The organism is Paraliobacillus zengyii (assembly GCF_003268595.1).
Classification (GTDB): domain Bacteria; phylum Bacillota; class Bacilli; order Bacillales; family Amphibacillaceae; genus Paraliobacillus_A; species Paraliobacillus_A zengyii.
Genome location: NZ_CP029797.1, coordinates 1269539 through 1282108 on the forward strand (window position 1 = coordinate 1269539; position 12570 = coordinate 1282108).

Annotated in this window: 15 protein-coding genes; all 15 read left to right on the forward strand. The window is 33.0% G+C overall.

Annotated elements, in window-relative coordinates; all coding sequences use genetic code 11:
• The first annotated feature begins 275 nt into the window (after positions 1 to 275).
• The 15 genes from map to DM447_RS06510 all read left to right on the forward strand — a co-directional run bounded on the left by map (position 276) and on the right by DM447_RS06510 (position 12478).
• On the forward strand, positions 276 to 1016 hold the full coding sequence (gene map / locus DM447_RS06450) for a type I methionyl aminopeptidase (RefSeq protein ID WP_112180431.1): 741 nt from the start codon (positions 276 to 278) through the stop codon (positions 1014 to 1016).
• A 697-nt stretch (positions 1017 to 1713) separates the two neighbouring features.
• Positions 1714 to 3405 (forward strand): methyl-accepting chemotaxis protein, encoded by a 1692-nt coding sequence (locus DM447_RS06455; protein ID WP_112180432.1) that lies wholly within the window; start codon positions 1714 to 1716, stop codon positions 3403 to 3405.
• A gap of 304 nt (positions 3406 to 3709) precedes the next feature.
• On the forward strand, positions 3710 to 4978 hold the full coding sequence (locus tag DM447_RS06460) for a hypothetical protein (protein WP_112180433.1): 1269 nt from the start codon (positions 3710 to 3712) through the stop codon (positions 4976 to 4978).
• Between the two features lie 267 nt (positions 4979 to 5245).
• Positions 5246 to 5401, forward strand: coding sequence for a hypothetical protein (locus DM447_RS18325; protein ID WP_157967356.1), 156 nt, complete (start codon positions 5246 to 5248; stop codon positions 5399 to 5401).
• Positions 5402 to 5564: 163 nt separating this feature from the next.
• Complete coding sequence (locus tag DM447_RS18330) at positions 5565 to 5735, forward strand: hypothetical protein (protein ID WP_162632608.1); 171 nt, start codon at positions 5565 to 5567, stop codon at positions 5733 to 5735.
• Positions 5736 to 5923: 188 nt separating this feature from the next.
• On the forward strand, positions 5924 to 6532 hold the full coding sequence (locus DM447_RS06465) for a transglutaminase-like domain-containing protein (protein ID WP_112180434.1): 609 nt from the start codon (positions 5924 to 5926) through the stop codon (positions 6530 to 6532).
• A gap of 101 nt (positions 6533 to 6633) precedes the next feature.
• Entirely contained in the window at positions 6634 to 6816 is a 183-nt protein-coding gene (locus DM447_RS06470) for a hypothetical protein (RefSeq protein ID WP_112180435.1), read from the forward strand.
• A gap of 96 nt (positions 6817 to 6912) precedes the next feature.
• Positions 6913 to 7212, forward strand: coding sequence for a hypothetical protein (locus DM447_RS06475; protein ID WP_241964569.1), 300 nt, complete (start codon positions 6913 to 6915; stop codon positions 7210 to 7212).
• Between the two features lie 130 nt (positions 7213 to 7342).
• Positions 7343 to 8047: a phosphotransferase gene (locus DM447_RS06480; protein ID WP_338418772.1), complete on the forward strand. Its 705-nt coding sequence runs from the start codon at positions 7343 to 7345 to the stop codon at positions 8045 to 8047.
• Positions 8048 to 8201: 154 nt separating this feature from the next.
• Positions 8202 to 8333, forward strand: coding sequence for a hypothetical protein (locus DM447_RS18740; RefSeq protein WP_338418773.1), 132 nt, complete (start codon positions 8202 to 8204; stop codon positions 8331 to 8333).
• A 278-nt stretch (positions 8334 to 8611) separates the two neighbouring features.
• The gene (locus DM447_RS06485) at positions 8612 to 9355 is read left to right on the forward strand and encodes a metallophosphoesterase family protein (RefSeq protein ID WP_112180436.1); all 744 of its coding nucleotides are present in this window, start codon (positions 8612 to 8614) and stop codon (positions 9353 to 9355) included.
• Positions 9356 to 9608: 253 nt separating this feature from the next.
• Positions 9609 to 9938 carry a hypothetical protein gene (locus tag DM447_RS06490; RefSeq protein ID WP_112180437.1) on the forward strand — a complete coding sequence of 110 codons (330 nt, stop codon included), beginning with the start codon at positions 9609 to 9611 and terminating at the stop codon, positions 9936 to 9938.
• A gap of 802 nt (positions 9939 to 10740) precedes the next feature.
• Complete coding sequence (locus DM447_RS06500; protein WP_112180439.1) at positions 10741 to 11154, forward strand: MarR family winged helix-turn-helix transcriptional regulator; 414 nt, start codon at positions 10741 to 10743, stop codon at positions 11152 to 11154.
• Complete coding sequence (locus tag DM447_RS06505; protein ID WP_112180440.1) at positions 11145 to 11498, forward strand: DUF3147 family protein; 354 nt, start codon at positions 11145 to 11147, stop codon at positions 11496 to 11498. The genes DM447_RS06500 and DM447_RS06505 overlap by 10 nt, the downstream gene beginning before the upstream one ends.
• Before the next feature lie 209 nt (positions 11499 to 11707).
• Positions 11708 to 12478, forward strand: coding sequence for an SDR family NAD(P)-dependent oxidoreductase (locus DM447_RS06510; RefSeq protein ID WP_112180441.1), 771 nt, complete (start codon positions 11708 to 11710; stop codon positions 12476 to 12478).
• The last annotated feature ends 92 nt before the right edge of the window (positions 12479 to 12570 follow it).

Here is a 12570-nt window from a genome sequence, read left to right on the forward strand (position 1 = left end):
AGTTATACAGGTATTCATACAATAAGTATTAATATTTTTAGTATTTGATTATATAAAGGAGTGACAGATTAAATGACCATTAGAATAGTAAAACGTAACAATGAAGATCAATATGATTGATACGCAGTCTGAAGAGATGGGTGATGAAGAACAAAAAGACTTTATAATGAGCATGGCCCCCTCAAATGAATATTTTGAAAGATAGATTAAGCTGATTATGATAGAATCTAAAATGAAATGATAATCATATAGGATTGAAAAAGGGAGGACACACGATGATAGCAAAGACAGAAGAAGATTTTAATGGATTAAAAGAAATTGGTAAAATATGTGGGGCAATTCGAGATGAATTAGTCCTTTCTACGAAGCCAGGCATTACTACAAAAGAAATAGATGAGATTGCTGGAAAAATGTTTGCTAAGGCAGAAGCGCAATCAGCACCAAAAGGAGTATACGATTTTCCAGGTTATACGTGCATTAGCATAAATGAAGAAGTAGCACATGGGATTCCAGGAAGACGAACAATTAAAGAAGGGGATCTTGTAAATATTGATGTTTCAGGTTCTAAAAACGGATATTTTGCAGATACTGGAATTTCCTTTGTTGTTGGGCAGGGAGAGGTGATTTTGCAGAAAATATGTGATGTTGTTAAAGAAGCATTCGAAGCTGGGCTTGAAAAGGCAAAACCAGGTTCAAAAAAAAGCGCGCTCGGAAAAGCTGTACACAACGTGGCGAAACAACATGACTTAACTGTGATAAAAAATCTTACTGGACACGGTGTTGGACGTTCGATTCATGAAGCACCAGATCATATTTTCAATTACTTCTCTCGATGGGATGACGAAATTTTAAGAGATGGAATGGTAATTGCCTTTGAACCTTTTATCTCTACATTAGAAGAGGAAGTTTACCAATCTGACGATGGATGGACCTTCCTAACAAATGACAGTCATGTGGCTCAATATGAACATACAATTATTCTAACAAAAGAAGGACCAATCATTACGACATTGTAAGAGCATAATAGGATGTAATTCTGTAATAAGAATTGCGTCCTTTCTGTATGTTAATCATCGAATTCGATGTTTATCACTTTCTACTTCTATATAAATATTGGTTTTCATGTCGAATATTGGTGGAATTTGAAATAATATCTGTTGTTTTGTAATTGATCATGGTATTATCATATTAGTTTTACTGTATGCAAAAGCCTTTTCCGAAAACTAAAAATGGGTATGCGAAGCTAGAGGCAGTCAAATCATATGTAAAAGAGGTGAATTTTAAATAAGATGACAGATTACAGCTAGTGCCGAATAAGTACTTAACCGACAGACAGAGAAACGTATCTAAGATAGCAAACTATCGTTCGAAAACATGACTTCTACCATTCAATGAAAAATCACTCTTCAGAAATAGAAAGTATAGTAGAATTTATTACTTATATTTCAAATCAAACAAATCCTATTGACACTAAACACACTTGGGTTAGTCCTCCATTGAACAATAAGTTGAAATCCTATCAATCAAATTCATTATTTTTATATTACTATGAGCTACTTGACTCAAATAAAAACTTTGATAGTCACTCTATACAAAATAGACATCATTCTCTCTTATAAAAAGCAAGGTTTATGATTTACATCTCTAAAACTAACAGTTAAGTGAAAGGTACTAAATTTTAGATATACATTTTATCAATATGAGGTGAACTAATTGAAATTACAATTTAAATTAGCTACAAAAATAAATTTAATCGTTTTAGGTATTATACTTATCTTATCTACAGTAATAGGAATTGTGGTGACGCGTGAAATAACAGATGGTGTAAAGGGGTTTGCTGTTGAAAAAGCGAAAGGTGACTTGAGTTTAGCTTATCGCTATATTGATAACAAATATCCTGGGGAGTGGGAAATCCAGAATAATCGATTGTACAAGGGTGCAACAATGATGAATGATAATTTTGATGTTGTTGATAAAATTGGTGAAGATACTGGGGATACTGTTACAATCTTTCAAGGCGATACACGTATTGCAACTAATGTAATGTTAGATGGAGAACGTGCTGTAGGTACACAAGCTTCACCAGAAGTTATTGAAACAGTTATCACTAATGCGGAAAGTTTTTATGGTGAGGCTGATGTAGCAGGAAATAACTATCAAACAGCTTATATGCCAATTGAAAATGGAGCAGGGGAAGTAATAGGAATTTTTTATGTTGGTGCATCTGAAAAGATTATTAATAGCATTTTAGATTCATTCTTAGTTAAATTTTTAACAGTATTGGCTATTATGATAGGCATTTCGGTACTATTGGTATATATCTTTACTAGAAGATTAAGAAAAAGACTTTCAACTATAACGAGTGCACTTGAATTAGCTGGTAAGGGGGATTTCACATCTGACATTCATGATCAAGCAGGAGATGAATTAAGTGACTTGGCGACTAGCTTTAATAAAATGACTACTAATCTTAAATCAATGATGGATGAAGTCATTTCAACTTCTGAATTAGTTGCTTCTTCAGCTGAGGAATTGACTACAAGTGCGGAACAAACAAGCAAATCTACAGAAACGATTACAGAATCTATCCAACAAGTTGCAAATGGAGCAGAAAGTGCAACTAACAGTGTGCAAGAGAGTGCGACATCCTTAGAAGAAGTAAATACGGGGGTACAAGCTATTGCAGAAAGTGCTTCATTAATTTCAGATGTAAGTTCACAAGCAACTGAGAAAGCAAAAGAAGGCGGAGTGTTTGTAGACAATACTGTTAATCAAATTAATGAAATTAGTCTTTCTGTTACACAAAGTGGTAATGTAATGAAAACATTAGAAAATCGATCTCAAGAAATAGGAGAGATTACTGAAGTCATTTCTAATATAGCAGAACAAACTAATCTGTTGGCACTGAATGCAGCAATTGAAGCAGCTAGAGCTGGTGAACATGGGAAGGGATTTGCTGTTGTTGCGGATGAAGTTCGAAAATTAGCTGAAAAGTCGCAAATATCTTCCTCACAAATTTCAAATCTTATCAAAGCAATACAAGAGGATATGGTGCACTCAAACGAATCGATTGATAAGGTATCAGTAGATGTAAAAGAAGGCTTAACGATTGTAAAACAGACGGAAGTAAACTTCAAAGAAATTTACACATTTATGGAACAGTTATCGGAACAGATAACGGATATGGCAGCAACGGCTCAGGAAATTTCTGCAAGTACACAAGAGGTTTCAGCAACCGTTACTGGTATCACGAAGATTTCCAATGAAACTTCGATGCACTCTCAAAATGTAGCAGCCTCAGCAGAGGAACAGCTCGCTTCAATGGAAGAGATTTCGACTTCAGCAAATTCATTATCAATTTTAGCTGAAGATTTCCAAGAACTAATCAGCAAGTTTAAAGTTTAAAGATCAAAAAAAATTCATGAGAAAAGCCTGTATCTATGCAAATAGAACAGGCTTTTTTAATTAACATTGACAGAACATGCCAAGATAAGTCTTACCATAGGGCGACGTATTAATCTAACATACGTGGTTTTTTTGATGAGATGATTCGTGTGTATTGTTTCTATTAATAACTTAAGATACCTAAATAAGAGCACCAATATGTGATCAAGAAGCTAATCATAAACGGTAACCTTTGAGAGAATGAATAGTACTGTTAATTTTTTGGAATACTATAAAAGATTTCAAGCCGAAAGAGAGGATACTTATGCCACATCAGAAGTTTCAGTCAGCCATCATAAAACCTCGCTATGCGAAGGGGGCATTATCTGTATTCGGAGCTAACTCGGTTTATCCTCGTATTCCTTGGGTAGCGGCTTGGTGGTCGCTTACTTTCCCAGGGTTTGGTCATATCTATTTAGGTAGGTACTTACCTGGTTTTATTCTGATTGCTTGGGAGCTTGTGGTAAACACGCAGGCTAATCTAAACATGGGTATAGCCTTATCCATGCTTGGTAGGTTCGAAGAGGCAAAAGCTATCATAAACGAGGAGTGGATTCTACTATACATGGGAGCATACATATTTAGTATCTGGGACAGTTACAACTCTGCTGTTGAAATGAGCAAAAGTCACATTCTCTCCGAAGTGGAAGATGCACCTGTCGTACCATCAGTTGTGAGCGCTTTTGATATAGTCATCGTTTCTAAGAAGAACCCTTTGTTAGCGGCAGTTTGGTCAACGTTATCACCTGGCTTAGGACAACTATATAGTGGTCATACGATTGCAGGCACATTTATTTTGGCATGGTGGATATTTATTACTCATAAGGCTAACACGATTGGTAGCTGGTTTTATTCGTCAATTGGAGATTTTAACAGTGCAACTGCAATGGTGGAATGGCAGTGGTTTCTTTTCTTACCTTCTTTGTACGCTTTTGCCATCTGTCAAGCGTATGTAGCTGTAAATGAAAATAATACATTATACGATATTGAGCAAATACGTTACCTTAGAGTGAGGGATGAAAACTTGTCACAACAAAAACAAAGCACGCTAGAAAACGATACATTACAACTAATTGCCACATTTGAACATTCGCCCTTTGTGGAGATGGCTATCCATGATATGGAGACGATAGGAGTACCATCGAAAGATATTGTTGCATTGCCTCTAGAAAATGTTGAATCCGATACATATATAATTGACTCGCTACATCGTGTTGACGGCAGAAGTGTGCTGGATGGAGCTATGGTGAGCGGAACGATTTTTATGCTTTTGGGAACGATATATGGTTTTATATGGTACTGGGGCCCAGTCATTTGGGGTTTGCTGGGCTTAATTGCTGGTTTCTTCATAGGATTAATAATCGAATTAGCCTTACAAAAAAATAAAGTAAAGCTTACAGCGAGTCGTAAGAATGAGGTTTTTATGCAAGTAACATGCAATACTACCATGAAGGAGCAACTGATTAAAGTTCTAAAATCAAGAAAGGCTAATGGATACGTTATTATGCCGCAACGAATAACATCTGATAGATAACATTACGAAGTTAATTTGGATAAACATAGAAATAATAAGTTACTAAAATAACGTAACAAAAACCCGATTTTCACAGACATGGAGTTATTCATCACCATGTCTGTGATTTTATGTACAATTTACTATAAGAGTCAATAAAATTTGGATATTTATGTTAGTATGATAATAAATAAAATACTTAAAATTAAGTGTTTACTTCAATAAGGAAAAAAGGATTTCTTTTTTAAGTGATTAACGAAAAAGAGCTACTGATGAGGAGGAATTATGTTGAAGAATTTTTTATTTATTGTACTAATTCTATTTTTATTAGCAGGGTGTCAAAACGACGAAATGAGAGATAATGCAGCAGAGTTTAACTTAGAAAATATATCTTTGAGTGCATTTGAAAATAGTACAAAATATTTTATAGTAACCCCCTTTTGAATGGAAAGGGGAAGATGGAACTTCGTTAAAGTCAATTCATATTGTGAATAGTCAATGAGAGTATATATCCGATGAAGAAGGAATAAATGCTACTTTTTATATAGGAGACTCATCTAAGAAAACAGGTATTTATAGAAGAGATGAGATAGGTAAAAAAAGAAAAGTGAATGGTTATTACCTTACTGAAGCACAAACTTTAATAATCGAAACAGAATTAGTTAATGTAGAGGAAAATAGTGCGAAAAGCTTGAAATTCATTTATGAAACAAATGGAGAGGAATATGAAAAAGTTGTGGATTGGAGCACTCTTTCCACTTTGAAGACAAACAATTAGATTATTACTATTTCATAACTTATTTTAAAAACTGTACACAAAGTAACTTGTGCGATAGTGGAACAAGCTATCATTATTTTTGCTGAAATAATACGTAGAATAGTTTAATAGTAAATCATCTTTATTCAATTTCAACTTAGCATATAATAATATTTATAAATAGGTATTTAATCAGGGGGATGGAGTTAATGGAAATGATATGTGAGTCAGATCAATTAGAAGATTATTTACTTGAATTAAATGAAGTTAATTATTCTAATCCAATCATTAAAGCTAAAATTGAAGTGCTTTTTAATTCAACCCAAACAGAAGTTGAAAAAGCAAAAGTTGCTTATGAATTTGTACGTGATGAAATATCTCACTCTTGGGATATTCAGGGGAAAAGAGTGACTTGTGATGCTTCAGATGTTTTGAATTATAAAGAAGGAATTTGCTATGCAAAATCAAATTTATTAGCAGCTTTTTTACGATCTCAACAAATTCCAACAGGTTTCTGTTATCAACGATTGATGTTGTTTGATACGCCAGAAAAAGGATACTCGCTCCACACTTTAAATGCTGTTTATCTAAAATCTTTTAAAAAATGGATACGATTAGATGCTCGTGGAAACAAAACTGGTGTTGATGCTCAATTTTTAATAGATGAAGAAAAATTGGCTTTTTCAGTTAACGAAAATTATGGTGAAAAGGACTATCCTGTTATTTATATAGAACCAAATCCAAAAACCATAAATGTTTTAAAGGAGCATAGTGATGCAGTAGAAATGTATAAACATCATTTGCCTGAGAGTATATAGTTAGTTCATTCATATCATCTAGGCTTAGCCCGATCGGTTAATTTTAATAGTAAAACTTTAATTTTCTTATTCATAAGGGATAAATCAAGGAGGGATTAAATATGTCTAATGATATGATTACCATAGTATCTATAGTTTCTGTTGTGATTTGGATCGCTGTTTCTCGAGAGGCTGTTAAACCTTCAAAAGAGATAAATTGGCGAAAAATGATAACCTTACTGTCTGCAGGTTCTTTATCGGTATTAATTATAACCATTACTCTCGTTCAAAATCTGCTGTTTTAGTTCTCTTAAGAGATTTCAATTGTTCAATTAGAATCGTCGCTTCTTTTACTAATGTAGCAGTAGAATAGTATTCGTTTTTGAGGAGGAATTAAATAAATGAAATTACGTAAACCGGATGAAACAGAACAAAGTCAAAATTTAAAGTCTGCTAGAAACACTTTTATGTTTTATACAATAGCATTGTTTACCTGGGCTGCTTACGATCTTATCACTACTGGTGATTATGGCTGGCAGATGACAATTCTTCTAGCAGGGGGCGTAGTTTTTTGGTGGTCAAGAGTCTTTTTATACAAAACTGAAGAAAAAGAAAAAGCACCATCAAAAGCAATGCTATGGACAATCTTTTACCTTGTTATTTTTCTCGCTATCATCTTTATAGCTAATTACTTTTCTTAACATTTGTGATAGTTAATTAAGAAGGTCATCAAAATTAATGATCTTTTTATATAGGACCAAAATCAAAATGGAACCTTTCAACATACGAAGTAGGATAGTTGAAGAATAATTTTTAAGGTGGAGCAGTTAAATGATTGATATTCATGTGTTTGAGAAGTTATGTGAAGATTCCAATCTTGGACAAATGGTTGGGTTTCCGTTGTCAATTTCAGGGGGTCTTTTGCATAAGATGTATGCTATTGAAACAGACAAAGGAAAATATGCGGTTAAAATGTTAAATCCCCAAATTATGATAAGACCTGATGCAACGAATAACTTTATTAATTCAGAAAGAATTGCAAATTTAATATCAAAGAAAGTACCTGCTGCTCCAGCAAAAATAATAAATGGTAACTCTATTCTAAAGATAGATAATCATTTTTGTATGATTTTCGATTGGATAAAGGGAAAAACGCTTAAACCAAATACAGTTAATTGCAGTCATAGTGAAAAAATTGGTTCTCTACTCGCTGAAATACATACGACAGATTTTTCGAAACTTAACATAAAAAAAGAACTAAGAAATAATGAACAATCAATAGACTGGAAAAATTATATTAAAAAGGGCCAAAAAGCTAACGCTGAATGGGTTGAACTGTTGCTTGAAAATTTTGATAAACTTTACGAGTGGACTTCATTAGCAAACAAAGCAAATAAAGTACTCTCATTAAACTTAGTAATTAGTCATAGAGATTTAGATCCAAAAAATATTATATGGAATAAAGACAAACCAGTTTTAATTGACTGGGAGTCCGCTGGTTACATAAATCCAAGAAACTGCACTATACTGGTCTGAAGATGAGATAGGGAGTATAGATAAAAAAAGATTTTTAACTTTTATAAATAGTTATAAAAAGAGATATGGAGAATTTCAGACTGATTGGTCTATTGTCTTAGAAAACGGATTTACAGGTAAGTTAGGTTGGCTTGAATATAATTTAAAGCGTTCCTTGTGGATTGAGTGTTCAGATGAAGTAGAACAAATGATGGGTACGACTCAAGTAATTGAAACATTAAAAGAAATCAGAGATTATGCAGAAAAAATTTCAACATTAGTTTATTGGCTTAATAATGCAGAATAATCAATTCTTATTCATTAAATGATGACTTTCTTGAAAGAATTACATATTGGTTTATTAATGGCAATTATATTGAACGAAATGGTCACTTCTTACTAAAGAGTGACAAGGGAATTAGTATTTTAAAAAAGGTTTTGAAATGACTAAGAAATTATGGAAGAACTATGTTCTTAACAGTAGCAAATTATATTATTATTTCTATTCTTTTTTATTCGTACTGTTGGGAGTGATTGAAATATTTTTTTATATAATTAGCAACTGATAAATTGGGAGGATATATAATGGAAAAAGATAGTGTAATAGCTATTATTGCAGATATTCATGGTAATAGTGCTGCGTTGAAAGCCGTTTTAGATGATATAGAAAAAGATAAACAAATAGAACATATTATTTGTCTTGGTGATTTAATAGGCATAGGTCACGAAACTAATAAGGTACTAGAATTGTTGTTTTCTCGTGAAGATATATCTTTTGTAATGGGAAATCATGATGAAGAAGTATTGAAGATAATCGACGGTAAAGAGCCAGAAAGTGTCGGAGAGGAAAGAGAACATCACGAATGGATTGCCTCTAGATTGGATGTACAATATATCCCTAAATTGCGAAGTATCGCAAAAAAGCATACGGAGAAATTAGACGAAATAAATTTTCTGTTTTTACATTATCATTTGAATGAAAAAGATGAATTTTTGCAGATTGATAATCAACCAAGTACAAAAAGACTTGAAGAGATCTATGAAGGAACTGATTATGATGTTGTTTGTTTTGGACATCATCACGCCATTCATCATTTTAAATCAAAAAATAGACTGTATGTAAATCCAAACTCTCTAGGTTGTACACCAAAGGCATTTGTACCTTATAGTAAATTACAAATAGGTAAATCTGGTGCAATTGATGTTTCTTTTCTAGAAGTGCCATATGATAATAAGGAATTTTTGCTAGCCTACGAGCAGTTAAATGTTCCTGCTAAAGATATTATTTTAAAAGTTTTTCATGGAGAACAACATTTGAATTATATGTAATTCGATTCGATATCTAAATATCAAACAATACGAACATTGTTAAATTAACGGGGCAAAGCGTTGGCGATGGGTTTCCTTGTAAATAAAGTTAAAAGTATGTTAACAACAATCCTTATTGCAGTTGCAATTATATGCTTGATTTTATGATAGGAACATAGTTTGCTAACAAAATTTTCTTGATTAAGAAATTGCATCTTTTTCAATAATGAAACAGGTAAACACGATTAAATTTAGAGTAAAGGTGGCGGGTAAAGTGTCGAGAAGGTCTAAATGGATTAAGTTTATCGGTATAGGAATAGTACTTCTATTGGTGGGCGGAATAATCACATGGCAGTCGTTTGACAGACACGAGGAAGTTCAAGAAATTGAGTTGAAATTGGGTTTTGATATAACGGTGGTAGATAGACAATCACACGACGCATGGTGGGCAGCAACGAGAACGTATCGGGTAAAGCCAGTAGAAGATGGTGAGGAAGATAATTTGGAATACCTATTTTACTTGAACAAGGAAAATCAAATCGAGCAATGGGCGAAAATCATAAATGGAAACACAATCATACAAAACCGCACTGAAAAAGAATAGAGGACCCAAATTGTTCAAGAAAGATAATACTAGAAAGGTATTTTTAACTACGAATAATTTCAAGAAGGTGAGTAACCAAGAGATAATGAACTAGAGCAAAACGTTTAACAGAGCCAATCAAAAAAATAGTGTTTTACGTAGGCATACAACGAAATTTCAAAAAGGAGAGTATAATGTCCAAAAAATCTATGAAGCCCTTCATTTTTACATTTTTAGTAGCCCCTTCTATTCTAGGGTTGGGATTGACACTTTCTGTGGAGGTCATTCCTTTTATTTGGAGCATTATTACACAACAAGGTACGGATTTAACCTTTAAAAACGTAGTCCTTAGCTTCCTTTTAGGTTACGCAATGTATCTAGTTTATATTATATACAAAGCAATAGTATATAAATTCAATAAAAATAGAGACTAATTTAAATTAACAATTAAACGAATTACTATGTTGATCTGATCTTGATCTATTTACCGATTAGTTAGAGAATCTTTTTAGCTAAGAGATTATTACTACTTCTATTGTTGTTTTTAGGAGATTTTATGGTATTTGGACTTCACTTTGTGCAATAACCCGATCATTATACAGCTGAACATTTTGCTTTAGGTGGCATTTACATACTATGGGGGAAGTTACTGGTTTCAGTTAAATAACGGATGACAAGAGTTTAACGGGGTATCGTCCAAAGGGCGGCTTCAACAAAAATTAAATAGTAATTAGTATACCACTTGAATAAGTGGTACTTTCTTTGTATAATATATCGTATAATAAGATATATTCTTGTGAATAGATATAACGGAGGTTAAAAGATGAAAGGCGTAGCAGAGTTGAATAACTATTGGACAGATATTTATTACCATTTACATTTTTCTCATCAGGAAAAGATAACTCATCAGGTCATCAGAATACTTCAGCATATAGAAAAAAATAATTCTATAGGTATTGGGGAATTAGCTGATTTTTTAAGTGTTTCTCATAATACTGCTTCAGAAAATGTCAAAAGAATCATTAAGAAAGGCTATCTTCAAAAGAGAAGGGATCCATTAGATGAAAGAAAAGTTACCCTTAACCTAACTGTAAAAGGTAGGGACGTACTATACCGTAATACTAGTCTTGATGAAGAGAAATTAAAAAAGGTATTAACTTCTCTTAGTTCAGAAGAAAGACAGTTAATAGAGTTAGGTTTTAGAACGTTAAGTGAAGGTATAAAAATATGCACATAATAATGAAAGTAGTTATTTCCGCAATAGTAATAGGAGTAGTTACTGAAATAGCAAGAAGATTTCCTACATATGGTGGAGTAGTTGCAGCATTGCCATTAGTAAGTTTACTTAGCATAATCTGGCTTTATTTTCAGGGGGAACAAAGCACAACTTTGAGTAAGTTTGCATTAGGGGTTTTATGGGGTTTCCCAGCAACGGCTATACTACTATTAATAGTATATTTTCTATTAAAGAACTCAATACCATTGTTTGTTTCGATAGGGTTTGGAATATGTGGATGGCTTTTATTTTTATTTGTTCAAGGCTTTTTACTGAAGATTATAAAATTATCGTTCTTCAATTAAATATAAATAGTTAAATGGGCCAAAATACAATGTGTATTTTGGCCTTTTCGTTATTGACTTTTATTCTATTATAATCAATTATTAATCAAATTTTACAAAATATAAAGTTTATCTGTAAATGCACGTGGAATACATAGAGTGTAGATAAATATTTATTTTAGTTAAATAGAAACCAAATCAATCATAATAGAGAAAGGATGTAAATTTCAATGGCTAAATTAGAAGGAAAAGCAGCACTAATAACAGGTGGAGCAGGTGGAATCGGTGTGGCGACTGCTGAAACATTTCTTAAAGAAGGCGCTAGTGTTTCCTTAGTCGATTTAGACCAAGCGGCATTAGATGAAGCACAAAAATCTTTACAACAGTATGGAAAAGTAATCACCATTAAGGCTAACGTGACGGATGAAGAAGATGTGAAAAGGTATGTGAAGGAAACAGTTGATACTTTAGGTAGTATCGATATATTCTTTAATAATGCTGGAATTGAAGGAAAAGTGAAACCAATTGTTGACCAAACATTAGAAGATTTTAATAAAGTACTCAATATAAATGTAAGTGGTATGTTCTTAGGCTTAAAACACGTACTACCTATTATGTCAAAACAAGAGAGTGGTAGTGTCATTAATACCTCTTCTGTAGCTGGTTTGATGGGAACGCCAGGAGTAGCACCATATGTCACTTCTAAACATGCCGTAATTGGTTTGACAAAAAACGCAGCATTAGAAGCGGCAAGTTATAATGTCCGCGTTAATTCTATTCATCCTTCCCCAGTGAATACACGGATGATGCGTTCATTAGAAAAAGGATTTAATCCGGAAGATGCAGAGCAAGCAAAAGAAGACCAAGAAAAACAAATTCCATTAGGCAGATATGGCGAATCACAAGATATCGCAAACCTTGTGCTTTTCCTAGCTTCTGATGATAGTAGCTTTATCAGCGGTTCACAATACCGTATTGATGGCGGAATGGCTGCTTCATAAATTTAGTAACATTGAAGCTCATCAAATTAGTAAATATATAAGATATCAAAAGAAATAGCTATCCTACAGGTTGTGTAGGATAGCTATTTCTT

Excerpts from the sequence above, each read along its gene's own strand:
- map (WP_112180431.1), top strand. The coding sequence starts at position 276 with ATGATAGCAAAGACAGAAGAAGATTTTAATGGATTAAAAGAAATTGGT.
- DM447_RS06460 (WP_112180433.1), top strand. The coding sequence starts at position 3,710 with ATGCCACATCAGAAGTTTCAGTCAGCCATCATAAAACCTCGCTATGCG.
- DM447_RS06465 (WP_112180434.1), top strand. The coding sequence starts at position 5,924 with ATGGAAATGATATGTGAGTCAGATCAATTAGAAGATTATTTACTTGAA.
- DM447_RS06470 (WP_112180435.1), top strand. The coding sequence starts at position 6,634 with ATGTCTAATGATATGATTACCATAGTATCTATAGTTTCTGTTGTGATT.
- DM447_RS06475 (WP_241964569.1), top strand. The coding sequence starts at position 6,913 with ATGAAATTACGTAAACCGGATGAAACAGAACAAAGTCAAAATTTAAAG.
- DM447_RS06480 (WP_338418772.1), top strand. The coding sequence starts at position 7,343 with ATGATTGATATTCATGTGTTTGAGAAGTTATGTGAAGATTCCAATCTT.
- DM447_RS06485 (WP_112180436.1), top strand. The coding sequence starts at position 8,612 with ATGGAAAAAGATAGTGTAATAGCTATTATTGCAGATATTCATGGTAAT.
- DM447_RS06500 (WP_112180439.1), top strand. The coding sequence starts at position 10,741 with ATGAAAGGCGTAGCAGAGTTGAATAACTATTGGACAGATATTTATTAC.
- DM447_RS06505 (WP_112180440.1), top strand. The coding sequence starts at position 11,145 with ATGCACATAATAATGAAAGTAGTTATTTCCGCAATAGTAATAGGAGTA.
- DM447_RS06510 (WP_112180441.1), top strand. The coding sequence starts at position 11,708 with ATGGCTAAATTAGAAGGAAAAGCAGCACTAATAACAGGTGGAGCAGGT.